Annotated in this window: 20 protein-coding genes; 15 read left to right on the forward strand and 5 right to left on the reverse strand. The window is 58.6% G+C overall.

Features of this window, described 5'->3' with window-relative positions; genetic code table 11:
* Window positions 1-2,721, reverse strand: a 2,721-nt coding sequence (locus CH74_RS16985) for an insulinase family protein (RefSeq protein WP_048308733.1), incomplete at its 3' end; no start/stop codon positions are given.
* Window positions 2,721-3,407, reverse strand: coding sequence for an SOS response-associated peptidase (locus CH74_RS16990; RefSeq protein ID WP_048308734.1), 687 nt, complete (start codon window positions 3,405-3,407; stop codon window positions 2,721-2,723). The genes CH74_RS16985 and CH74_RS16990, both read right to left, overlap by 1 nt.
* A 183-nt stretch (window positions 3,408-3,590) precedes the next feature.
* On the opposite strand from CH74_RS16990, the gene CH74_RS16995 reads away from it, so the two are divergent.
* Both CH74_RS16995 and CH74_RS17000 read left to right on the forward strand, forming a co-directional pair.
* The gene (locus tag CH74_RS16995) at window positions 3,591-4,205 is read left to right on the forward strand and encodes a TetR/AcrR family transcriptional regulator (RefSeq protein WP_048308735.1); all 615 of its coding nucleotides are present in this window, start codon (window positions 3,591-3,593) and stop codon (window positions 4,203-4,205) included.
* On the forward strand, window positions 4,202-6,118 hold the full coding sequence (locus CH74_RS17000) for an MFS transporter (RefSeq protein WP_053070816.1): 1,917 nt from the start codon (window positions 4,202-4,204) through the stop codon (window positions 6,116-6,118). The genes CH74_RS16995 and CH74_RS17000 overlap by 4 nt, the downstream gene beginning before the upstream one ends.
* Before the next feature lies 1 nt (window position 6,119).
* Here the strand turns inward: CH74_RS17000 and CH74_RS17005 are convergent, their stop codons facing one another.
* Window positions 6,120-7,397, reverse strand: coding sequence for an HlyC/CorC family transporter (locus CH74_RS17005; RefSeq protein WP_048308737.1), 1,278 nt, complete (start codon window positions 7,395-7,397; stop codon window positions 6,120-6,122).
* A gap of 87 nt (window positions 7,398-7,484) precedes the next feature.
* Window positions 7,485-8,285 (reverse strand): inner membrane protein YpjD, encoded by an 801-nt coding sequence (locus tag CH74_RS17010; RefSeq protein WP_048308738.1) that lies wholly within the window; start codon window positions 8,283-8,285, stop codon window positions 7,485-7,487.
* Window positions 8,286-8,533: 248 nt separating this feature from the next.
* Between CH74_RS17010 and ffh the strand changes: the two genes are divergently transcribed.
* The 13 genes from ffh to CH74_RS17075 all read left to right on the forward strand — a co-directional run bounded on the left by ffh (window position 8,534) and on the right by CH74_RS17075 (window position 23,726).
* Window positions 8,534-9,967, forward strand: coding sequence for a signal recognition particle protein (gene ffh / locus CH74_RS17015; protein ID WP_048308739.1), 1,434 nt, complete (start codon window positions 8,534-8,536; stop codon window positions 9,965-9,967).
* A 163-nt stretch (window positions 9,968-10,130) separates the two neighbouring features.
* Complete coding sequence (gene rpsP / locus CH74_RS17020) at window positions 10,131-10,400, forward strand: 30S ribosomal protein S16 (protein WP_048308740.1); 270 nt, start codon at window positions 10,131-10,133, stop codon at window positions 10,398-10,400.
* Window positions 10,401-10,413: 13 nt separating this feature from the next.
* Complete coding sequence (gene rimM, locus CH74_RS17025) at window positions 10,414-10,971, forward strand: ribosome maturation factor RimM (RefSeq protein WP_048308741.1); 558 nt, start codon at window positions 10,414-10,416, stop codon at window positions 10,969-10,971.
* Between the two features lie 9 nt (window positions 10,972-10,980).
* Window positions 10,981-11,781, forward strand: coding sequence for a tRNA (guanosine(37)-N1)-methyltransferase TrmD (gene trmD / locus CH74_RS17030; protein ID WP_048308742.1), 801 nt, complete (start codon window positions 10,981-10,983; stop codon window positions 11,779-11,781).
* A gap of 114 nt (window positions 11,782-11,895) precedes the next feature.
* The gene (gene rplS, locus CH74_RS17035; protein WP_048308743.1) at window positions 11,896-12,252 is read left to right on the forward strand and encodes a 50S ribosomal protein L19; all 357 of its coding nucleotides are present in this window, start codon (window positions 11,896-11,898) and stop codon (window positions 12,250-12,252) included.
* Between the two features lie 91 nt (window positions 12,253-12,343).
* Window positions 12,344-13,246: a site-specific tyrosine recombinase XerD gene (gene xerD, locus CH74_RS17040; protein WP_048308744.1), complete on the forward strand. Its 903-nt coding sequence runs from the start codon at window positions 12,344-12,346 to the stop codon at window positions 13,244-13,246.
* A 3-nt stretch (window positions 13,247-13,249) separates the two neighbouring features.
* Entirely contained in the window at window positions 13,250-13,987 is a 738-nt protein-coding gene (locus tag CH74_RS17045; RefSeq protein WP_048308745.1) for a DsbC family protein, read from the forward strand.
* Window positions 13,988-14,069: 82 nt separating this feature from the next.
* On the forward strand, window positions 14,070-15,386 hold the full coding sequence (locus CH74_RS17050; protein ID WP_048308746.1) for a homoserine dehydrogenase: 1,317 nt from the start codon (window positions 14,070-14,072) through the stop codon (window positions 15,384-15,386).
* Between the two features lie 3 nt (window positions 15,387-15,389).
* Complete coding sequence (thrC, locus tag CH74_RS17055) at window positions 15,390-16,790, forward strand: threonine synthase (RefSeq protein WP_048308747.1); 1,401 nt, start codon at window positions 15,390-15,392, stop codon at window positions 16,788-16,790.
* Window positions 16,787-18,589 carry a single-stranded-DNA-specific exonuclease RecJ gene (gene recJ / locus CH74_RS17060; RefSeq protein WP_048308748.1) on the forward strand — a complete coding sequence of 601 codons (1,803 nt, stop codon included), beginning with the start codon at window positions 16,787-16,789 and terminating at the stop codon, window positions 18,587-18,589. Before thrC ends, recJ begins: the two co-directional genes overlap by 4 nt.
* Before the next feature lie 130 nt (window positions 18,590-18,719).
* Entirely contained in the window at window positions 18,720-21,551 is a 2,832-nt protein-coding gene (locus CH74_RS17970) for a PAS domain S-box protein (RefSeq protein WP_053070817.1), read from the forward strand.
* Window positions 21,552-21,625: 74 nt separating this feature from the next.
* Window positions 21,626-22,024 (forward strand): response regulator, encoded by a 399-nt coding sequence (locus CH74_RS17070; protein WP_048308749.1) that lies wholly within the window; start codon window positions 21,626-21,628, stop codon window positions 22,022-22,024.
* A complete protein-coding gene (locus CH74_RS17075) occupies window positions 22,008-23,726 on the forward strand; it encodes a diguanylate cyclase (protein WP_053070818.1) in 1,719 nt (572 codons plus the stop codon). The genes CH74_RS17070 and CH74_RS17075 overlap by 17 nt, the downstream gene beginning before the upstream one ends.
* Window positions 23,727-23,880: 154 nt before the next feature.
* Here CH74_RS17075 and CH74_RS17080 read toward each other — a convergent pair.
* A partial coding sequence (locus tag CH74_RS17080) for an HAD-IC family P-type ATPase (protein ID WP_048308752.1) occupies window positions 23,881-24,894 on the reverse strand: 1,014 nt, incomplete at its 5' end.

The raw sequence follows: 24,894 nt of genomic DNA on the forward strand, positions 1-24,894 counted from the left end.
TTGACGCACCGTCTTCGCATCCAATGTGGATACGCGCTCGGCAAGGCGTTCACGCCGGTCGAAATCGATATCATCGAATGCCAATTCATACCATAGCCGGCTAGTGAGACTCGAAAGTGACGGATCGCGTTCGAGCAGTCGATCTCGCACGGCATCACGATAGGGCGTAAGTTCCTCTTCGCTTAGCTGATCGATGCGCTGATCAAATCCTGTCAGGAAAGCGTCGATGCGAGACTGGATATGCTCCACCTTGGCATTAGGAGACTGGACCAGCATGTTCAACCCCGGCGCGTCCAGCAGAGGCTGATAGCCGGCACGAACGACATAACCCAGCTGTTCCTGGGTGCGTAGCTGCGAGTAGAAGGGCGTGCCGATCAGCTGTCCAAGGACCGCTAGCGTCGCCTGACTGCCCAGAGAGTCATCGGGCCCCTGCAGATAGCGCAGCACCGCCTGGTCGTTACGAGTAGAGGCTGGATGCAAGGTAGGGGGAGATGCAGGCACTTTCAGTGTTGCCAGCTCCGGTATGGCGTTGTCATCGAGTTCCGGTGACAGCATGTTGGCGACCAGAAGCCCTTCCCGGCGGGCAAGCTCCTTGGAAAGATTGCCCACCGCCATGCTCTCGATATGAAGCTGTGTAATGAACTGCTGGCGAAATTCGCGCAGCTGCTCGACCTCAAGAGAGTCTATGGCCTCGAGCAGCGCGGCATCCGGCCATTGCGGACGAATCAAGGCGTTGCTCAGAGTACGCTGCATCTGCTGATACAGCGGCGACTGGGGCGCATTGCGCCATTCCCGCATTAAGCCAAGTTTCACGCGCGCAAAGGTATCCTGGTCGATATCTTCCTGCTTGAGCTGTTCCAATACCCGGCGCAACACCTGCTCCTGGCGATCGCGCCAACCGGACAGGGAGAGGGTGATGCCGCGACCGTGGGCATAGGCGGAGAAATCCTGACCCGCCAAGCGCGCCGGATAAAGCACTTCATTGAGACTGTCGTCGAGCCAGCCCGCCAATAGTTGAGCAAGCGCTGCGCTATGCGCACTGTCCGCCGCCTTGGGATTTTGCAGGCTGAAACGCCATTCGACTCGTGGGGTGCCGAACTCGCTGTCCGGGCGATACCACAGTGAATAAGTGTCCCGATCGATCAAGGCACTGGGCTTGGCGGTTTCAAGATCGAGTAGCTCGAGGTTCTCGGCAATGTAGGGGTTGCGCTCCGGCAGCGCAAGATCCTTCAGTGGCGCAGCCTCGGGCCAGCGATCCACTGCGGTGAGCCGGTAAGGGGCATCGAACCACTGAGTGGTTTTCTGGGCGTCAACGTCCGGTGCGCTGTAGATCCGCAGCAGCTGATTCGGCGTCAGCTTGGAGAGTAGCTCCTGCACGTAGTTCTTTTCGAAGCCATCCATGCGGTAGTTGCCGTACTGGACATCCTCCAGCGGATAGTAGGCCATGTTCATCGCCATACGACTGGCAAGATGAATCGGTTCGCCGCGCTGCTGAAAACGAAACTCCTGCTCGTTGAGCTGGGCCTGTTCGTCGTAGCGCCATTTCTCGAGTCCGTTTTCACGAACATGCTCGATCATCGCGAACAGGCTGGACTGAATGCGCGGAAGATGCTTTGCACCTTCCGGGGTCAGGCTGATGCTCACCGCAAACAGGGCATCATCGCCATCGCCGCGCATGCTGCCGGCAGAAAGACCATCCGCCCAGCCTTCCTTGCGCAGCGCGGCGAGAAGGCTGCCTTCCCCTTCGTGACCGAGCAGACTGCCCAGATACTCTAGGGATTTGTTACGATAGTCAGTGACGGGATCATCCGTTGGAAACAGAAAATGCACCTGGCGACTGTTTTCCAGGCTCTTGACTTCCATGCGTGCTGGTAGATTTTCAGCGGTCAAGAGATGCTCGGGAATCGTCGGACGTGACAAGTCGCGATCGGGAATCGCATCGAATCGTTCACGCACCCAGGATTCCAGTTTATCCAGCGGCTGAGGCGCGACGATCGAAAGATGCATGACGTTGGCGCCGTAATAATCTTCGTAGAAATCGATTAGCTGCTGGCGCAAGGGCTCTTCGCCATCCGTCAGGGTCTTGAGACTGCCCACGGAAAAACGGGTAGCAGGGTGTTCCTGGTTGAGAGCCTGGTCCATGGCTTCGTAGAGGCGTCGGCCATCGTCACGCAGCCGCGCCTGATACTCAGAATGCACCGCATTGCGCTCACGCTCGACGTAGGCGTCGTTGAACAAAGGCGCGATGAAGAACTGGCTGAAACGATCGAGGGCCTCTGGCAATGCCTTGGGTTCTATGTCGAAAAAATAATTGGTGTCCTGGTCCGCGGTAAAGGCGTTGTGGTTGCCCCCATGCCGGCTGATGAACTGCTGATAGCTGTCCGCTTCGGGATAACGCTCGGTGCCCAGAAACAGCATGTGCTCTAGAAAGTGTGCCAGTCCGGGAATGCTCTCGGGATTCTGGTCGCTGCCCACGGAAACATTCATCGCCGCGGCGGCCTTGTCTGCGTCAGGGTCGCTGATCAGCAGCACCTCGAGGCCATTGTCCAAGGTCAAGGTGCGATAATCACGCTGATCGTTAGGGCTTGTAATAGGGGTATCGGCATTTGCGGCAACCGTATTCGAGTCGTCGGCACTAGTCAGGCCCGTATAGCCAGTCAGTGTGATGCCGAGCCATAGCAGACAAAGGCCAATAGGCCGGCGGGACTGCAGATTGTGCATCATATCTCCTGTTCGTTGTGCCAGCGGACCATGTTACCCGTCGGGTGACCACAGGCCCAATCCTGACAAGAAGGATCATTCACTCGTCTTGATACCGGAAAAGCGCCCAACAGTTCCAAGGATGCCGGTGACAAATTCATGTGGACGCGGTCGAGGGGCGTTTCGGGATCGAGCCAGGCCTCGGCGCAAGCCGGGTCGATGACGGCGGGAAGACGATCCGTCAGCGGTGCCAGCAGTAGGTTGCTGGGCACCGTGATCAGCGCGGTGGAATCGGTGAAGGCGGTCAGGGTCGTGTGATAACGCACCCAGAGTGCTGCCAGCAGTAGCGGACCCCGATCGACCCGAATGACCAGGAAGGGCTGCTTCATGCGTGGCTGCGCTTTCCATACATAGGCGCCGCTGACGGGAATCAGGCAGCGGCGTGCCGAAAAGGCATCGCGAAACATGGCGCGCTCCTGCAGCGATTCCGCGCGAGCACAGTGAGGGGCATGATCAAGCACCTTGAGCCAGGGCGGTGTCAATCCCCAGAAAGCGCCGGTCAGCCTGGGCCGTCCCTGCTCCAGGCGAATGATCGACAAGGGGTGGCGGGGTGCCAGATTGGGACAGGTGCGCAAAGGTTGGTCGATGACCAGGCGCGGCAATAGGCCGTCCAGTGGCAAAGAAGCAACGTGCAGGCGTCCGGCCATTGAAGAGAACTCCTGATGATCCGCATACGAGAATGAGTATCGCGTTACTGTCTCATCCTTGTTAGAGATGCAACAGGACTTGCGTTTGAGCGTGAGGTGGATATGCTTGTCGAAAACACTGTTCGACCATCGCCGAATCGCTTTCTCCTTCCTCCGGCGCACGAGTCGCAATATGAGGTATTCATGGCACGTCCAAGACAGCATGCACCCGAGGCTTTGCATGCCCAAGTCATGGCAGCATGCGATGCGTGGTTGCTGGAAAACCCGGTACGCTCGCTGTCCTTGCGCGCACTTGCGCGCGAGATTGGGTGTGCTCCCAGTACGCTACTCAAGCTTTACGGCAGCTTCAACAATCTCCTGCAGTACGTCAACATCGAGACGCTGGCTCGCCTGCGGGCGGCCGTGGAGGAGATGAACGGTGACACCGCCAAGGCCCAGCTCAATGCGCTGGCAACCGCCTATTGGCAATTTGCGCAAAAGGATCCTTATCGTTGGCAGCTTCTCTTCGACTTTCCGCTGGCCCAGGAAGGAGAGCTGGATCAACGCCAGAACACCATGATCGAAGGGTTGTTCACCCGGGTCGAAGCCACCCTGAAAGAGCATCAGCCCAAGCTCGATGATCTGGCTGCCCGGCGTATGGCGCGTACCTTGTGGGGCAGCGTGCATGGGCTGGTGCAGCTGGGGCTCAACGAGCGTCTTGGCTACTGGCAAGGTCAGCCCCTTGAAGTAGGGGAGCTGCTCGATCAATTGTTGACCACCATTCTCGATGGTCTCAGGTGCGAACAGAGCGAGCCGTGAGTGGATCGCTTCTTACCCAGCGCCGGTTTGCTCCCTTTTTCTGGACGCAGGCCCTGGGCGCATTCAATGACAACCTGTTCAAGAACGTTCTACTGCTGCTGCTGACCTTCGTGGCGGTGCCCCGTTATGGCTGGGATACTGGACTGCTCAACAATCTGGCGGCGGGTCTGTTCATCCTGCCGTTCCTACTGTTCTCCGCTTGGGGCGGTTCCCTAGCGGATCGTCATGACAAGCAGCACCTCATACGACGTCTCAAGCTACTCGAGCTTGCCACCATGACCGTGGCGGCACTGGCGGTATGGTTCGAGCAGTTCGCATTGTTGTTGGCGCTGCTGTTCATGATGGGGACCCAGTCGGCGCTTTTCGGTCCGGTAAAGTATGCCATCCTGCCCCAGCACCTGGCGACGACGGAGCTGGTTCGGGGCAATGCCTGGGTCAACCTGGGCACCTTTCTCGCGATCCTGTTCGGCACCTTGCTGGCCGGATTGCTTGCCTCTCTCGACGGTGCCTTGGCGCGCGGGAGCATTGCCGCCACGCTAGTGGGTATTGCTCTAGCGGGCTACCTGGTCTGTTTGAAGGTGCCGCTTGCGCCATCGAGCGCGCCGGGGCGAGTGAGTTGGCGCCCTATCACGGCCAGCGTGCAAATTCTGCGGGATAGCTGGCGTCATCCTCGTCTGTTTCGCGGCCTGATCGGCATCAGTTTGTTCTGGTTTCTGGGCGCAAGCTATCTTACGCAGCTTCCCGCCTGGGTGCGGGACATCGTGCACGGGGGCGAGACAGCGGTCAGCGCGCTGTTGGCAGCCTTTGCCCTAGGCGTCGGAGGTGGGGCTCTACTATGCGCCCGCCTGTCTGCAGGACGCCTGGAGGTGGGGCTGGTGCCGCTGGGAGCGCTGTTGATCGGCGTTGCGGGGTTCGACCTGGCGCTGCAGCCGGCAATCGTCGGTGAGCAGCTGGGATTGGGTGAGCTTACCGCGATGTTCGGCTTCTGGCGCATGATGCTGGACCTGGCGCTGATCGGAGCCGGTGGGGGGCTCTACATCGTACCCTTGTACACCCTGGTGCAGCTTGAAAGCCGCGATGATCATCGCGCGCGCATGATCGCGGCCAACAACCTGCTCAACTCTTTCTTCATGATCCTTGCGGCACTGTTCGGCATTGTTCTGCTAAGTGTGTTCGACCTATCCCTGCATGTCTTCTTTGCCGCCCTGGCGGTCATTGCCTTGGTGGCAGGCGCCGCCATTCTGGCACTCAACCCTCGGGCGGTGCTGCGATTGATCATTTTTGCCCTGATGCATGTGCTGTATCGGCTGCGTTTTTCCGGACGAGCCTACCTCCCTGCTCAAGGAGCCGCCCTGGTGGTATGTAATCATGTCAGCTTCATGGACGCCCTGATCATGGGCGGTGCTTGTCCCAGACCCATGCGCTTTCTGATGGATCGGCCGATTTATGAATCACCCTGGCTGAACTGGTTCTTTCGCATCGCCGGAGCCATCCCGGTCGATTCGGATCGGCGTGATCCCGGCGGAGTCCGAAGAGCCCTGGATAAGGTGAGCATGGCCTTGCGCAATGGGGAGGTGGTCATGCTGTTTCCGGAGGGTCGACTGACCAAGAATGGCGACATCAATCGTTTTCGGCGCGGTATCGATATCATCCTGTCCCGGGATTCGGTGCCGGTAGTCCCTGCAGCCTTGGCCGGCCTATGGGGATCCTGGACCTCCAATTATGGCGGGCCTGCCCTGGGCAAGCCTCCGCGCCGTTTTCGTGCTCGGGTGGCACTGGTGTTCGGCGCGCCGGTGCCTGCGGAACAGGCAAGCAGTGTCATTCTCGAGTCGAGGGTACGTGAACTAAAAGGCGTTGCCGAAGAGCAGCTGCGAAGGCGCCCGGGGCAGAACCATTCTCGAGTCGATGGCTAGGCTAGGCGCGTGCGCGGCGCACGTGCTGCCAACAGCGGGCGGACGTGATCAGGTTGTCCTTGACTTGCAGGATTTCCATACGGGTCGTGCCCAGCTGCAGACAGGCTGGGGCATCGGGAAAAGACTCCAGGTGCTCGAGGATCAACCCATTAAGGGTCTTGGGGCCGTTGGTAGGTAGCTGCCAGCCCAGCGCCTTGTTGATCTCTCGTATGTTTGCCGTGCCCTCGATCACATAGCTGCCATCGTCCTGAAGATAAAAGTCCTGGTGCATGCCGGCCACATCGGTTGTGAATTCCCCGACGATCTCCTCGAGAATATCTTCCAGGGTTACCAGGCCCTCCACGTCTCCGTACTCATCTACGACGATGCCAATACGCCGCTTGTGCTGCTGAAAGTTGAGCAGCTGGGTGTGCAATGGCGTGGATTCCGGGATGAAGTAGGGTTCACGCGCCTCTTGAACGATGGCCGCCTTGGTGACTTCGGGTTTTGATAGAAAACGGGCGGCATTGCGCAAATGCAGGATGCCGATGATGTTGTTGATATCACCCTTGTAGACCGGTACCCGGGTGTGCTGACTTGAACGAATTTGAGCCAGAATGTGCTCTAGGTCATCATCGAGATCAATGCCGGATACCTCGTGGCGCGGCACCATGATGTCGTTGACGGTGACGTTTTCGAGATCGAGGATCGACAGCAGCATTGCCTGGTGGCGCCTAGGAATCATGGCCCCCGCCTCGTGAACCACGGTACGCAGCTCATCCCGGGTCAGATTGTCCGCGCCGCCTTGAATGTTGCGTACCCCCAGCAGGCGCAGCAATCCATTGGAGATGGCATTGACCAGCCATACCAATGGGTAAAGAACCTTGAGAAGCGGCTCAAGAGCAAGAGAGCTGGGGTAAGCGATCCGCTCGGGTTTGATTGCGGCATAGGTCTTGGGTGTGACTTCCGCGAAGATCAACACCACGATAGTGAGTATCAAGGTAGCCACCGCAGGGCCGGATACTTCACCGAAGAAGTGAATGGCGATGATGGTGGCGATGGAAGCGGCCAGGTTGTTGACGAAGTTGTTGCCAATCAGAATAACGCCAATAAGACGGTCCGGGCGACTGAGCAGCCGCAGCACACGCTTTGCAGCCTTCTCACCGCTTTTAGCCTGATGACTCAGGCGATAGCGATTGATCGACATCATGCCAGTCTCTGAGCTGGAGAAATAAGCTGACAGGCAGATGAGTAAAAAGAGTAGTCCGAACAGCAGTCCCAAGGGGATGTCGTCGCTCAAGGTTTGAAAGTCCTAAATCGCGTATCAGGCTTGTTTGTAGGGAATCAGCGCCCAGGCTGTCAAGGCATGGTTTTATCAAGCATTGCGCTAGGCAGCATCGAACACAATATGAAGGGCAAACTTGCTGCCGAAGTAGGCCAACAGTAGAAGCGCACAGCCTCCAAGCGTCCAGCGGGCCGCACGAATGCCCCGCCAACCTAGCATGTAATGCCCTATCAGGAGCAGTGCAAAAATAATCCAGGCAGCAAAGGAAAGTACCGTTTTGTGCACCAGGTGCTGGGCGAACATGTTATCGATGAAAACCATGCCGCTAATGAGCGAGGCGGTGAGCAGCAGCATACCGGCCCAAATAAACTCGAAGAGAAGCCGTTCCATGGTGGCCAGAGGTGGCAGTACCTGCACGATGCCTCGGGTACGATGGCGGCGCAGTGCCTGATTCTGGCGTGCCAGTAAAAGGGCCAGTACCGCCGCAATGGTGAACAATGAAAACGCCAATACCGAGGTCAGTATATGCAGCAGAATGCCAGGAGAAGCGTTGGCCTGCTGATTGGTGGCCGGCAGGCCAATCATCAGCAAGATGCTAAGCGCTGCCAGTGGGAATAGTGCTGCAGCGGCACTGAGTACAGGTTTAATGACGCTGACCGCCAATAGCAGCACGGCAATCAGCCAGCTTATCAATGAGGCGCTGGTGGAAAGGCCCAGATCAAGCATGTCGGCGTCGCTCAAGCTGAGCGCTACAACAACGCCATGACAGGCAATCGCCAATAGACCGATACTGCGCACCAGTGCTGGGCGCTGCGGCACCCGCCGCAACAATGTCAGCCCCTGCCAGGAGCCGGCGCCGAGATAGAAGACGATGGCGAGTAGTGCGAAGGGAAGCGCCTGCATTGTTAGGCTCTGATATCCTCGACTGAAAAGTAAGCTGATAAAAAGAATTGCGTAGCGCAACTATACAGAATCGCTGGGTTAGCGCCCAGTGATTCGACGTCAGGATGTAGAGTGACGGTCAAGCATGGATGGAGACCGAGGGCATGAGTACGTATAATTGTGCCTATCAGTCCTGTGCTCCTACCCAGGAATGAGGCGTCTGAAAAATTAGATTCAGCGCATCTTGGCATTCAACGCCGGAGAACCTCATGTTTGAAAATCTGTCAGAGCGTCTGTCGCGCACGCTCAAATCGGTGACCGGTCAAGCCAAGCTGACCGAAGACAATATCAAGGATACCCTGCGGGAAGTGCGTCGTGCGCTGCTTGAAGCGGACGTGGCGCTGCCTGTGGTCAAGGCTTTTATCGAGCGAGTGCGTGAGCGCGCCGTCGGGCAAGAGGTCTCTCGCAGCCTGTCGCCGGGTCAACAGTTCGTCAAGATCGTTCAGCAGGAGCTGGAATCGATCATGGGCGAGGCGAATGAAGGGCTAATCCTCAAAGGCACGCCGTCAGTCATTCTGATGGCAGGTCTGCAGGGGGCGGGCAAGACCACCTCCGTCGCCAAGCTGGCACGTTTTTTACGCGAACGCGAAAAAAAGAAAGTGCTGGTGGTGTCAACGGACGTTTATCGTCCAGCAGCCATCGATCAGCTCGAAACTCTGGCCAAGGAAGTGGCCGTTGACTTCTTCCCATCTCGCAGCGATCAGCGCCCGGTGGCCATTGCCGAGGCAGCGCTCAAGCACGCCAAGATTCAATTTCATGATGTGGTGATCGTCGATACAGCAGGTCGACTGCATATCGATGGCGACATGATGGACGAGATCCAGGCGCTGCATAAAACGCTCGCGCCTCAGGAAACCTTGTTTGTCGTGGATGCGATGACGGGGCAGGATGCCGCCAATACCGCCAAGGCCTTCCACGAGGCACTGCCTCTGAGCGGTGTGATTCTGACCAAGGCGGACGGCGATGCCCGGGGCGGTGCGGCCCTGTCAGTGCGTCATATCACCGGCAAGCCGATCAAGTTCATGGGCATGGGGGAGAAGGTCGATGCTCTGGAACCTTTCCACCCGGATCGCGTAGCGTCGCGCATTCTCGGTATGGGCGATGTGCTGTCGTTGATCGAAGAAGCCGAGCGCACCGTCGACAAAGGCAAAGCGGAAAAACTTGCCAAGAAGTTCAAGAAGGGCGAAGGCTTCGATCTCGAGGATTTTCGCGATCAGCTTCAGCAGCTCAAGAAGATGGGGGGTATGGGCGGCATGATGGCCAAGCTGCCGGGTATGGGGCAGATGGCCGAAGCAGCCCAGAGCGCCGGCGCTGAGAAAGAGTTCGGCAAGCTCGAGTCCCTGATCAATTCGATGACCCCTAAGGAGCGCCGCAAGCCGGATATCATCAACGGCTCGCGCAAGCGTCGAATCGCTGCCGGTGCCGGACTGCAGGTGCCGGATCTCAATCGTCTGCTCAAGCAGCACAAGCAGATGCAAAAAATGATGAAAAAGGTCGGCAAGAAGGGCGGCATGCAGAAGATGATGCGGGGTATGTCCGGCATGTTGCCGCCTGGCATGGGCGGAGGACCCGGTGGCATGGGCGGCCCCGGTGGCATGGGAGGCCCAGGCGGTATGGGCGGCGGCGGTTTCCCACGGCGCTGATTGCAAGATCGCTGGCAGGAAAAAGGTTCCCAACGCAGGCGGTCTTGCGTAGAATGTCGCGTCTTCATGGCAAGCTGTGGCTTCTCGCAGCTTGCGACTGCCTTTGCAGTCATGAATCCGTTATGTCTAAAACATCGAAATCAACCGAAGGACTGATAACGCAATGGTTACCATTCGTTTGGCACGGGGTGGCGCCAAGAAGCGTCCCTTCTATCATCTGACCGTAAGCGATTCACGCAAGTCTCGTGATGGTCGTTTTATCGAGCGCGTCGGTTTTTTCAATCCGGTTGCTCGCGGTCAGGAAGAGCGTCTACGGGTCGATCTGGATCGCGTCAGCCATTGGCAAAACCTGGGTGCTCAAACATCCGAGCGTGTTGCCGAGTTGCTCAAGGAAGCACGCAAGCAGCAGAGTGCAGCTCAGGCCACGGCCTAAGAGAATTATCGCCATGTCGGATGACGCAGCGATCAAGCCCCAAGGCGTCGTTTCAACTGACCATGTGGTGCTGGGTAAGCTGACCAGCCCTTATGGTGTGAAAGGGTGGTTCAAGGTGTATTCCTACACCAGCCCGATGGAAGGCATCCTCGACTATGCCGAATGGGTGCTTGAACATCGAGGGCAAAGAACGATTAGACGGCTGATTCAGGGGCGTCGGCAAGGCAAGGGGTTGGTTGCCAACCTGGACGGGATTGATTCCAAGGAGCAGGCGGAATCCCTGGCAGGGGCGCAGGTATTGTTGCCCAAGCAAACACTGCCAGAACTCGCCCCCGGCGATTATTACTGGTATCAGCTGGAAGGCTTGCGGGTAGTCACCCTTGAGGGGATCGATCTTGGTCGCGTGGACTATCTTTTCGAGACTGGTGCCAACGACGTGCTGGTCGTGAAAGGTGACGCCGACAGCATCGACGATAAGGAAAGGCTGTTGCCCTTTCTGCCTGATGACGTTGTCCATGAGACGGATCTGGCCGCCGGTCGAATGACGGTGAATTGGGATCCTGACTTTTAAGGGTCTGCCGTGTGGATTGGTGTCGTTACCTTGTTTCCAGAGATGTTCGATGCCCTGACCAATCACGGCGTTACTGGACGGGCAGTCGAGCAAGAGCTGCTGACGCTGGATTTCTGGAACCCGCGGGACTTTGCCACGGATCGTCATCGCACGGTGGATGATCGCCCCTATGGGGGTGGCCCCGGCATGTTGATGAAGGTCGATACCCTGTGTTCGGCGATTCATGCGGCTCGGGCTGAAGGAAAACAACGCTTCGGTATATCGCCTAAAGTGATTTATTTGTCGCCCCAAGGGCGTCCGTTGGATCAAGCCGGCGTGAAGCAACTCGCGTCTGATGGGCCCCTGGTGGTGGTCGCCGGGCGTTATGAAGGCATCGATGAGCGTGTCGTCGAAAGTGAGATCGATGAAGAGTGGTCGATCGGTGACTACGTGCTTAGCGGTGGCGAGCTGCCTGCCATGGTGCTGATCGATGCGGCCGCAAGGCTGGTTCCCGGCGTACTGGGGCATGAGGCCTCCGCTGCCGAGGACTCATTCGTCAATGGGTTGCTGGATTGCCCGCACTATACCCGTCCGGAAGTGATCGATGGACGACGGGTGCCAGAGGTTTTGCTGAGCGGCAATCATGGCGCCATCAAGCGCTGGCGTCTGAAGCAGTCCTTGGGGCGCACCTGGCTCAGGCGTCCTGAGTTATTGAAGAGCCAAACGTTGAGCGCTGAACAGCGACGCTTGCTGGATGAGTTCATCGAGGAATACGCCGATCAGGCGGAGGGGCGCAGCGACCAGGGCCGGAGCAATATTGATCCGGCGTGATGAGTTCGCGGCGCGTCACCCATATTGTCGTTCCCGCGCCACTGGGCGCCGGGATCACGTGCCAGGCGAGCAGTGAAAGAACCGCCTGGCCCCAATTAGTCAAGGAGTCGTAACATGAGTGGCAAGAACAAGGTGATCCAGGCGCTCGAGGCCGAGCAGATGGAAAAGACCATCCCGACCTTTTCCCCGGGCGACACCGTGGTCGTTCAAGTCAAGGTTGTCGAGGGCAGTCGTGAACGTCTTCAGGCCTTTGAAGGCGTGGTTATCGGCAAGCGCAGCCGGGGGTTGAACTCCGCTTTCACCGTGCGCAAGATTTCTCATGGTGTAGGCGTCGAGCGTACCTTCCAGACTTACAGCCCCGTGGTGGCCGCCATCGACGTGAAGCGTCGCGGTGATGTGCGTCAAGCCAAGCTGTATTATCTTCGCGAGCGCAGCGGCAAGTCTGCACGCATCAAGGAAAAGCTGGGCTAAGTCGCCCGGTTCTCCGATGACAGGAAACCCCGCTACCGCATTCTGCGGTGCGGGGTTTCGCTGTCTCTAGGCAGGATTTATCAGTCACTTCATGAACAAGTCGCAACGCGATAACGATCTGATCGATGCCTTTCTGGATGCTCTCTGGCTGGAGCGGGGCGCCAGCGAGCACACGCTTGCAAGCTATCGTCATGATCTCGAGGCCTGGCAGCATCGTTTGTCTGCGCAAGAACGTCAGCTGCTCACGCCGGGTAGCGATGCACTGCCGGATTGGCTGAGTGTTCGACGAGCAGAGGGCTACAAGCTGCGCAGCAATGCGCGATTGCTGTCAACGCTGCGTGGTTTCTATCGCTGGCTGCTGGCGCAAGGCACGATCGATGACGATCCGCTCAACGAGGTGCGCCTGCCTCGATTCATAGCGTCGCTTCCTGATACTCTTGATGAGGAGGAAGTGGAGCGTCTGCTGACTGCGCCGGATACTGATACCCCGCTGGGGCTTCGCGATCGCACCATGTTGGAAGTGCTGTACGGCTGCGGCCTGCGAGTCACGGAATTGATCAGCTTGCGTCTGGACAGTGTCAATCTGCGTCAGGGCGTGGTACGAGTGCTGGGCAAGGGCGACAAGGAGCGGCTGGTACCCCTGGGCGAAGAGGCCCAGCTCTGGATAGAGCGCTATCTGCGCAGTGGGCGCAGCGAGCTGATGAAGGATGTTCGCCGTTTGCCTTTGTTTCCTGGACGTCACGATGGTTTCATGACGCGCCAGACCTTCTGGTATCGAATCAAGCACTACGCCCAGACAGCGGCTATCGATAAGCCGTTGTCGCCGCATACCCTGCGCCATGCTTTCGCCACCCATCTGCTCAATCATGGCGCCAATCTACGGGTCGTTCAGCTGCTGCTTGGCCACAGTGACCTGTCGACGACACAGATTTATACTCACGTGGCTCAAGCGCGCCTGGAAGCGCTGCATGCCGAACACCATCCCAGAGGTTGAGTAATGAGACGATTATGCAAGACATTGGTGAGCGCACTGCTGGTGGTTGCTGGCATGAATATGGCGCTGGCCGAGACGGATACTCAGACATTGCAGCAAGGCTTGAAGATCAACGGTGAGACGGTGCCGGTAACGTCCGTCAAGCAAACGCCCATGGAAGGTATTCTCGAAGTGCGTTTGGAAAGCGGCGAAACGTTATACAGCGATAGTGAAGGCAAGCATTTTGTCGTTGGTGATCTGTTCGTCAATGACGAGCAGGGTCTGGTCAACCTGACTCAGCAAGCACAAGACCGGAATCGTATCAAGCGGCTGGCCAAGATCCCTCAGAAAGACAAGGTGATCTTCCGTGGTGAAAAGCCACCCAAGGCCACTCTGGCGGTATTTACCGATGTGACCTGTCCCTATTGCCGTAAGCTTCATGAGGAGGTGCCGCGTTTGAACGACATGGGCATCGCGGTCGAGTATCTGGCCTTTCCACGTAGCGGTTTGAAGTCAGAAGGCGCGCGTCTGATGTCTCAAGTATGGTGTGCATCCAATCCTAGTGAAGCGATGAGCGCCATCAAGCGCGGCGAAACCCTGAATGTCGATGCAGACTGCGACAATCTGGTTGCCGACCAGTATCATCTGGGGCGGGAACTGGGCGTACAGGGAACGCCTGCCATCGTGATGCCAGATGGACGCATGATCCCCGGCTACGTTCCCGCCGATAGGCTGGCGAAAATGCTGAATATCGAAGGCTAGATCGAGCCATGATGGAGGCGAGGCATACACGCAAGCCATTTAAAAAAACAGTGTAAGACAGATAAAATAAAGGAGTACGACGTTGAAACCGGTAAGAGTGGGGATCTGTGGGCTAGGTACGGTCGGCGGCGGTACCTTCAACGTGCTAACGCGCAATGCCGAGGACATCGTTCGCCGGACGGGGCGTCCGATTGTCGTTGAGCAGGTGGCTGCCCGGCGTGCAAACCCCGACTGTGACACCACCGGGGTCAACGTCACCGATGACATCTTCGAGGTTGCCCGCAACCCTGATGTCGAGGTCCTGGTCGAGCTGATTGGCGGCTACGATGTGGCTCGGGAGCTGGTGTTGACCGCCATCGAGCACGGCAAGCACGTGGTCACTGCCAATAAGGCGCTGATTGCGGTCTACGGCAACGAGATATTTCAAGCGGCCCACGAAAAAGGGGTGATCGTTGCGTTCGAGGCCGCCGTGGCCGGAGGCATTCCGGTCATCAAGTCCCTGCGTGAAGGCCTGGGTGCCAACCGCATTCAATGGCTTGCCGGCATCATCAATGGCACCGGCAACTATATCCTGACTCACATGCGGGACGAAGGTCGCGCATTTGAGGATGTGCTCGCCGAGGCCCAGGCCCTGGGCTATGCCGAATCCGACCCCACCTTCGATGTGGAAGGCATCGACGCGGCCCACAAGCTCACCATCCTCGCCTCCATCGCTTACGGTGTGCCGCTTCAGTTCGACAAGGCCTACACCGAGGGCATCGCCCGAATTACCGCCGACGACGTCGAGCAGGCGGACAATCTTGGCTATATCATCAAGCATCTGGGCATCTCCAAGCGCACCGACAGGGGGCTAGAGCTGCGGGTGCACCCCACTTTGATCCCCAAACAGCGTCTACTGGCGAGCGTGCATGGCGTCAAGAACGCCATCGCGATCATGGGAGACGCGGTAGGGCCGACACTTTATTACGGGGCCGGTGCCGGCGCGGAGCCCACCGCTTCCGCAGTCGTCGCGGATTTGCTCGATGTAGCTCGGAACACTAATACTGCCCATCATGATCGCGTTCCCTATCTGGCCTTCGGTGGCATTCTCGAAGGCGACGACGGGCTGCCGATCCTGCCGATGGAGGATATCGTCACCGCCTACTATCTACGCCTGCTGGCAGTGGATCGCCCTGGCGTACTGGCCCGGGTGGCGACGATTCTCGCTGAGCAAGGCATCTCCATAGAGGCGATCATCCAGAAAGAGGCCACCGAGGGCGAGCTGGTGCCGATCATTCTGCTCACTCATCGCACTCAGGAAAAAAACATGAACGAGGCGATTCGCCAGCTCGAGTCGCTGGTGGACGTGGCGGGCTCGGTGACCCGGATTCGAGTCGAGTCCCTGGACGAACAGGAATAAGTCATGCGCTATATCAGCACTCGCGGGCAGGCGCCGGCACTGTGTTTCGAAGAGGTAGTGCTTACCGGCATGGCCAGTGACGGCGGTCTCTACGTGCCGGAAACCGTGCCCCAGTTTTCTCGGGACGAGCTGTCCGCCATGGCCGGGCTTTCCTATTCCGAGATCGCCTTTCGGGTGATGAAACCTTTCGTCAATGGCGAGATCGACGACGATACCTTCCGCGAGATCGTACGTGACGCCTATGCCACCTTCAGTCACGACGCGGTGGTGCCTCTCAATCAGCTCGATAGCAACCATTTCTTGCTTGAGCTGTTTCATGGTCCGACCCTTGCCTTCAAGGATGTCGCCCTGCAGCTGCTCGGGCGAATTCTGGATCATTTCCTGAAAAAAAGCGGCGAGCGGGCGGTGATCATGGGTGCCACCTCGGGGGATACCGGCTCCGCGGCCATCGAAGGTTGTCGTCACTGCGACAATCTGGATATCTTCATTCTTCACCCGCACAATCGGGTCTCCGAGGTGCAGCGGCGCCAGATGACCTCGGTGCTGGCAGATAACGTCTTCAATATCGCCATCGAAGGCAACTTTGACGACGCCCAGGCCATGGTCAAAGCCAGTTTCGCGGATCAAACGTTCTTGAATGGCACTCAGCTGGTGGCAGTCAATTCCATCAACTGGGCGCGCATCATGGCCCAGATCGTCTACTACGTTGCCGCCGGTGTGGCCCTTGGCGCTCCCCAGCGCGAGGTGAGCTTTTGCGTGCCTTCGGCCAATTTCGGCAACGTCTTTGCCGGCTACATGGCCTACAAGATGGGCCTGCCGGTCAGGCAGTTCGTCATCGCCACCAACGCTAACGACATTCTGCACCGGACATTGGCCGACAACGATTTTTCCAAGCGGGATCTCGAGGCGACCCTGGCACCTTCCATGGACATCGTCGTGTCGTCGAACTTCGAGCGGTTGCTGTTCGACGCCTACGACCAGGACGGTGATGCGGTGCGTGAGCTGCTCGAATGCTTTCAACAGGAGCCGACTGCCTTGGCCGAGGCGCCGTTAGGCAGGCTGCGAGAGCGATTTACCAGCCATAGCGTCGACGATGCCACCATTCTCGAGGCAATTCGGGAGGCGCATCATCGCACCAAGGAGTTGCTCGACCCCCATACCGCTACCGGTTATCGCGCCGCCAAGGTATGCCATGGTGATAGGACGATTCCCATGGTGACCCTGGCGACGGCCCATCCGGCCAAGTTTGCCGAGGCGGTGGTCAAGGCGGGCTTTTCCGGCGTGCCGCTGCCGGCCCACATGGATGACCTGCTCGAACGCGAAGAGCGCTATAGCGTGCTGCCGGCAGAATTGGATGCTGTGCAGAGATTCGTTGTCGAGCATCGGCGTCAGGAGGACAGGTGACCCTCGGCGACGTCGAACGCGCCTTGAGCGAGGAGGTACGCCGCCGCATCCAGCCGCGCCCCCGGGACGAAGCGCTCTATCAGCGCGCTTTGGAGTCAGGTCTTTCCGAGCTGCAGGCGCGTATCTTGGCCGGACGGCTGAACGGCTATGCCGGTGAGCTTGCACCGCTCGTCTCACCCAGTTTGCGCAATCTTGCGCACCCCGAGAAACTGGCGGATGCTCGCCGCAGCGCCGAGCGCATCGCCCGGGCGGTCACCGAGGGGGAGCATATCGGCATCCTCACGGATTACGATGTGGACGGCATCACCTCTCATGTGGTGATTCTGCGCACCCTCAACGAGTTGTTTGGCGTGCCTTCCCACAAGCTGCACAGTCTGATCGGGCATCGCATCAACGATGGTTACGGCATCAGCCTGCCCCTGGTAGAGCGCACCCTGACGCTGTCGCCACGTCCCAGCCTGGTAATCACCGCGGATTGCGGCTCCTCGGACGAGCCGCGCATTGCGCGTCTGCGAGAGGTGGGCATCGACGTCATCGTTACCGATCACCATGCCTTGCCACTCGAAGGACCGCCGCCCTCCGCCTATGCCACGGTCAACCCGACTCGCAGCGACTGCGGCTTCCCGGATGCCACCATCGCCGGCTGCATGGTGGCTTGGCTGGTCATGTCCCTGGCCCGGGCCGTGCTGATCGAACTCGGCGTGCTGTCAACCTCGATACCGAAGCTTTCGCCCTGGCTCTCCTATGTGGCGCTTGGCACCGTGGCGGATTGTGTCTCCCTGGGAGGTAGCGCCATCAACCGTGCCGTGGTTACCCAGGGGCTTACGCTGATCAATCGTATGGAGGCCGCTTGCTGGAGGGCCATGGCGGAGCGGCTGGGGGCCGACAGCGTGCCCTTCGATGCGGAAACCCTAGCGTTCCAGATGGGGCCGCGCATCAATGCGCGTTCAAGGCTCGACGATCCCTATGCCGCGCTGCACTTCATGCTTGCCGCGGACGAAACCAGCGCTCGGACACATCTCGAGGTACTCGATCAGGATAATCAGTCCCGCAAAGCGATCGAGCTGGACATGGCCGACACCGCTCGCGCCCTGGTCATGGATGACCTGGCCCGAGAGGAGCAAGTGCTGGTGGTGTTTCTCGAGGACGGCCATGCCGGCGTACAGGGCATCGTTGCCTCGCGGCTAGTGCAGGCCTTCGGCCGTCCCGCCTTCGTGCTGACCCCGGCATCTCAACCTGGCATGTTGACCGGCTCTGGCCGCTCCATTGAGGGTTTGCATCTGCGTGACGCCCTGCAGCGCGCTCATGAGTTGGCCCCTCAGGCGCTGCCGCGTTTCGGCGGGCATCGTGGTGCGGCGGGCATCGGCGTGCCAAAAGAAGCGTTTGACACTTTTCGAGATGCGCTGCGTCAGGCGGTGAATGAGCAGCTTGGCGATCGAGAGCTTTATCCCTGTATCTTTACCGACGGCGAGCTACAGGCCCAGCAGCTATCGCTGGGTACGCTAGATGAGCTTGAAGGCCTGGCGCCCTATGGCCGGGAGTTCGACGCGCCGCTGTTCGAAGGGGAATTTCTCGTCGAGAACCTGAGAGTCGTGGGGGCCGATGGTACCCATTTGATGCTGGAGCTTTCAAATGGCGGAGTCAGTACCCGGGCAATCTGGTTTCGCGCGCTATCCCCTGGCGAAGCGCCAAACATCGGTCTGGGCTCGCAAGTGCGCTGCGCCTACAAGCTGTCCCGCAATCGCTGGAAAGGGCGGGAGTCGTTGCAGCTGATGGTCGAGCACGCCGAGCCTGTCTAAACGCACCATTGATATCCTTGCTCCCGCATCGTCATCTTTCCCGAATGAAAGTCTTGTAACAAACACTTCAGCTTTTATGCCGCTCGACCGATAAGTCTGATTAATAAGGCTTATGTGTAGGAGATCCTGCATGACGCAGGTGCTCGAACAAATGGTTGACGACACGGAAGGCGAATCCGAGCGGCTGGCAACCCTTCACGAATACGGCATTCTCGATACCGAGGCTGAAGAGAGCTTCGATGCAATCACGCGTCTGGCAGCGCTGATCTGCGGGGTGCCTATTGCGCTGATTTCCCTGGTAGATGGAAAGCGCCAATGGTTCAAGAGTCAGGTGGGGCTCAAGGTGCGAGAAACGCCCCGAGATCAGGCCTTTTGTGCCCATACCATCGAGGGCGATAGTCTCATGGAAGTGGCAGATGCCCACTGCGACTCACGCTTCAGGGATAATCCTCTCGTCCTGGGTGAGCCGCATATTCGTTTTTATGCCGGTGCGCCGCTGACAGTCGCCAATGGCTGTCGACTCGGCACACTATGCGTCATTGACCACACACCAAGACGACTCGATGACAGGCAGCGTCAAGCGCTGAAAGAGCTGGCGAGCCTTGCGACGAAGCTGCTCGAAACCCACGCCGAGAAACGCATCGCTCAGGCGAACCACGCAATGCTTAATAGTCTACTCGAGGCATTGCCCGAGGGCGTGGTCGCCAGCAATACCGGCGGTGAGCTAAGTCTGTTCAACCGGCAGGCCAGAGCCTGGCATACCAGCGATCCTTCCTATTCCATGCCCGATGAGTGGACCGGTCAGTTCAACTTATACGAAGCGGATGGCGAAACTCCGCTGGCAGAAGAGCGAATCCCGCTCAAGCGCGCCTGGAACGGTGAATGGGTGCGCAATCAGGAAATCTGCATCAAGACGATCGATCAAGCGCCACGCCATGTACTCTGCAACGGGCAGGTCTTCCACTCCCCGAAGGGAGTAAGAGCCGGTGCGGTCGTGGCCATGCACGACATCACCGAAAAACGTAAGGTAGAGCGGACACTGCTTGAAGCGCGTCGGCGGTTAGAGCTGATTCTGCAGGGCACCCAGGCGGGTACCTGGGAGTGGAACGTACAGACCGGGGTCACCTGCTTCAACGACCGCTGGGCGGAGATCGTGGGCTACTCCCTGGAAGAGCTTGAACCCACCACGGTCGAGACCTGGATCTCCCTTGCCCATCCGGAAGATCTCGCTATGTCCATGCTCATGTGCAGGCGGCATCTCAGCGGTGAGCTACCCGCCTATGACATTCAATACCGCATGAAGCACAAGAATGGAGAGTGGGTGTGGGTGCACGACCGGGGACGCCTGGTCGAATGGGACGTCAACGGCAAGCCGCTGGCCATGGCCGGCACCCATATGGATATTACTGCCCGCAAACAGGCCGAGCAGGAGAGCGCCGAGGTTCGCACCCATTTACAGGCGGTGATCGATGCCTCGACGGAAGTCGCCATCATTGCAACGGATCTCGAGGGGACAATCACGCTGTTCAACTCCGGTGCCGAAGGGCTATTGGACTATTTTGCCGAGGAAGTCGTTGGCCGTTTCACAGCGCTGGACTTTCACCATGAGGACGAAATCGATCAGCGCGCCGCCGAACTCTCGCGAACGTTCGGCGAACCCATCAAAGGCTTTGCGGCGTTAACCGCCAATCCGAGTCGGGGGTTCAACGAGAGCCGCGATTGGACCTATGTTTGCCGCGATGGAAGTCACTGTCAGGTGCGTTTAGTGGTCAGCGCGATTCATGACGTTGTCGGCAACGTCACCGGCTACCTGGGGGTCGCCATCGATCGCAGCCAGCTACAGTCCATGGAAGAAGCGCTGCAGATCAGCGAATCCCAGTTTCGCGGCGCCTTCGAAAATACTCAACAGGGCATGGCCTTGGTATCCCTTCAGGGCGAGTTTCTCGAGGTCAACGGCGCGCTCTGCGACATGCTGAACTACGCTCGAGACGAGCTGCTGATCACCACTTTCCAGACGCTGACCCATCCGGACGATCTGGTTCAGGACCTGGATGCGCTGCAAAAGCTGATCAGCGGCGCTATCACGCACTATCAGTTGGAAAAGCGCTATATAACGAAAGCAGGCGACATCCTATGGGGGTTTTTGTCGGTCGTGCTGGTGAGCGATTCCGCCGGCAAGCCTCAGTACTTCGTGGCCCAGATTCAAGATATCACCGAGCAGCGTAAGCTCGAGCAGTTGAAGCGAGAGTTCGTGGCCGTCGTCAGTCATGAGCTGCGTACGCCATTGACCTCCATCAAGGGGGCGCTGGATCTGATCAATGCGGGTGCAGTAGGCGTAGCGCCGCCGGCCATGATCGAGATGCTTACCCTTGCTCAGCGCAATGCCGAGCGCCTGGGGCAGCTGGTCAACGATCTGCTGGACTGGGAAAAGCTCGATGCCGACAAGATGATCTTCGACATGCGCAGGCACGAGCTGCATCCGCTTCTGGAAGAGGCTGTTGCCATCAATCTTGGCTATGCGGCGCAATATGGCGTTCGGCTCGAACTGGTCGGCGAAAGGCAAGCCTGCATCGAGATCGATAGCCTGCGTTTCGGTCAGGTGATGTCCAACCTGCTGTCCAACGCCATCAAGTTCTCGCCTCGTGGCGGTCTCGTCCAAGTGTGCTATCGGGTCGAAAATGATCATGTGTGGATCGATGTCATCGATCAGGGCCCTGGTATCCCCAGCGAGTTCCATCCCAAGGTTTTCCAGCATTTTGCCCAGGCCAAGGCAGACGATACCCGCCATCAAGGCGGCACAGGGTTGGGGTTGGCTATTTCCAAACAGTTTATCGAGCAAATGAATGGATCGATCGGCTTTCGATCGGTGATCGATCAGGGCACCACGTTCTGGCTGTTGTTGCCAGTGGTTACGAATGACCCAGCTGCTCAAGCGATGAGCAATCAAGACGAGAGAAACTAAGCATGGCAAATAGTACCGCTGATACCGCTGTGCCCAATGCGCAATCATCCTCAACGCAGGATTTGGCAGCTCCCATGGCAGCAACGTTTCAACGAGTGCTGCATGTGGAAGACGATGAATCAATCATCGCCATTACCCGAGTGGCTCTGGAAGCCCTTGGCGGGCTCTCGGTGCTGAGCTGCTCGAATGGCGAGCAAGCCATCGAACAGGCGCCGGCCTATGATCCCGACCTGCTGCTTCTGGACGTCATGATGCCGGACATGGATGGGCCAACGACATTGATCGAGCTGTCCAAGGTGCTGGATGTAACCAAGAGACCGGTGGTGTTCATGACCGCCAAGACCGCCGGGGCGGACCATCAGCTTTATTTCGACCTGAACGCGAGCGCCGTCATCGTCAAACCCTTCGACCCGCTCGAGCTGGCTGCACGGCTCGAGACGATCTGGAGAGACTTTCATGAAGCAGGAAAATAACCAGCGACTGCTGCAGCTACGCCAGGAGTACGGCCTATGGCTGAAAGGCGAGATCGAGTCGCTGCGACAGAACGCTCATTGCGACAAGAATAGTGTCGCCTGGGCAGACATACGCTTGCGGCTTCATCGTCTGGCCGGGGCGGCGGGCACCTTCGGCTTTGCGGACGCGGGCACGGCCTGTGGAATGCTGGAGCGCAAATTGGACGCGGCCTTGGCGTCGAATGATGCGGCGTTATTCGACGCGGTGGCTCAAGGGTTGCAGACGCTACCGGTCCCGATGCAGGCCGAGCTGCCTGCTGAAAGCGTACACGACGTGGTTCCGATTCCCGAGTCAAAAACCCGTGCAGGCCAAACATCGGATCAGTTGACCGTTTATATTTTTGAAGAAGACAAAGCGCTAGCAGAGCAGCTTTGTCAGGTGCTCACGGGGTTGGACTACCGGATTCAGCACTTTGCCAAGCGGGAGCTCTTGGAACAGGCCTGCGAACGACACTGCCCTAGTGCTCTGGTACTGCCTTTGCAATTGGTGCGTCAAGACGCATCGGGCAATGACGGGGTGGCGATCGGCGAAGCGGTCCAACAGCGCATGGGCACGTCCATCCCCCTGTTTCTGACGGACGTCTCATCTGACTTTGACCTTCAGCTTCGTGCCGTGCGTGCCGGGGTGGAAGGCTTCTTTACGCTGCCTCGAGACAAGATGCGACTCGTCGAGGCACTGGACAATCGCCTGCGTCCGGACCGGCTCGCTTCCCTGCGCATCATGATGGTGGATGACGACGAGACTCTGCTTAGTCACTATCGATCGGTACTCGAGAGCGCAGGATTCTCGGTCACGACGCTTTCGCGTCCCGAGGATGTGCTGAGCGCCATGGAGTCCTTCGTGCCGGATATTCTAGTACTGGATGTGCAAATGCCGCAGTGCAAGGGGCCTGAGCTTGCCCAAATGGTACGTTATCACCCGCGCTGGCTGCAGGTGTCGATCGTCTATCTATCTGCCGGTGGCGATGTGGACGCCCAGCTTTCGGCAATGACCAAGGCCGGGGATGATTTCCTGGTCAAGCCGATCGCCTCGAACGTCTTGATTGCCTCGATGGCCGCCTGTGCCCGGCGCTCCAGAGCCCTGGCCGGGGCCCTGGCTCGAGATGGGTTGACAGGACTGCTCAAGCACGCGGATATCAAGGAGCGGCTGGCAGCCTCCTTGGCTCAGGCCAGGCGGCGACAGCTTCCGCTGTGCGGGGTCATGCTGGATATCGACTTCTTCAAGCGGGTCAACGATACCCACGGCCATCTGGTCGGAGACGAGGTGATTCGGGCACTAGCGGATCTCTTGCGCCATCGTTTGCGAGAAACGGATTTGATCGGTCGCTATGGGGGCGAGGAATTTCTGGTTGTGTTGCATGATACGACCGGAGCGCAAACCGTCAAGATCATCGACGGGTTGCGCGAGGACTTCAGCAGGCTCAGCTTTGAGGCCAACGGCGAGTCCTTTTCCTGTACGTTCAGTGCCGGAGTGATGGAAGCGGATTTTGCTCATGACGCAGATAGCTTGATCAAGGCGGCGGATCGATGCCTGTATCGGGCCAAGAACGAAGGCCGTAATCGGGTAATCACCGATCTCGTCTGGTGGAAGAAAATGGCGGAAAAAACAGCGGAGCAGGACGCGGAGAAAAACCGGTTGCGCCTGAAGACCAGCGATCGCTGATTTCAGCGCAGGGTTCAAAGATTTTAGTGGGCTTGTACGGTCGATTGGATTTGGCCGCGCCTATTTGCGCATGCCCAGCTGGTCTCCCCAGAACCACCAGACGATCAGCGCAATCACTACCAGGCCACCCAGATTGACGAGCCAGCTCATGACGTTACCTCCCGTGAAGTTTGCTGTGAGGTTCCCGCGCCGCGCCTTTTTCCTGAGCGGAGGTCTTGAATAGCCGTAGCCGATTGGCGTTGCTGACCACTGTCACTGATGAAAGCGACATGGCTGCCCCGGCAATCATCGGCGAGAGCAAGGCCCCGGTGAAGGGGTACAGAAGACCGGCGGCAATGGGTATACACAGGGCGTTGTAGCCGAAGGCGCCCCATAGATTCTGCTTGATGTTCTTTATCGTGGCCCGACTCAATTCGATGGCATCGGCAATGCCGTGTAAGGAGCCGCGCATCAGCGTGATACCGGCGCTCTCGATGGCAACGTCCGTGCCCTGGCCGATGGCGAAGCCCACATCGGCTCGCGCCAGGGCCGGTGCATCGTTGATGCCGTCGCCGACCATGCCGACCACTTCGCCATTGCTCTGACGGCGTTCGATTTCCGCGTGCTTGTCTTCCGGCATCAATTCCGCCCGGTAGTCGTCGATGCCGACTTCCCGGGCGATGGCGGCGGCGGTATGGGGGTTGTCCCCGGTGAGCATGACGATCTTGAGGCCATCTTCCTGCAGGCGCTTGACTGCCGCCACGGTATCGGAACGCAGCGGGTCGCTGACGCCGAAGATCGCTGTTAGATGCTCATCCTTGGCCAGATAGATGACCGTGCGTGCCTGATCCTCAAGACGCCGCGCCACCTCAACGTCGGACGTCATATCGATGCCCGCCTCGCTCAATAGCTTGGCATTACCCAGGCGCAGGCTATTTCCCTCTTGCGTTTTGGCGGTGACACCCCGGCCGGTGACGCTCTCGAAGGCCTCGACGGAGGCAGTAGTTGCGCCCTGAGACTGCGCGTGTTCCATCAGAGCCGTTGCCAAAGGATGCTCGGAACCCTGTTCGAGTGCTGCCACCAGGCCCAGTACGTCCCGCTTTTCGCCTTCCAGAATTTCCGCATCCGTGACCTGGGGTTTGCCTTCCGTCAGGGTGCCGGTCTTGTCCACCACCAATGTGGTGAGTCG

The organism is Halomonas sp. PR-M31 (assembly GCF_001039575.1).
Lineage (GTDB): Bacteria > Pseudomonadota > Gammaproteobacteria > Pseudomonadales > Halomonadaceae > Modicisalibacter.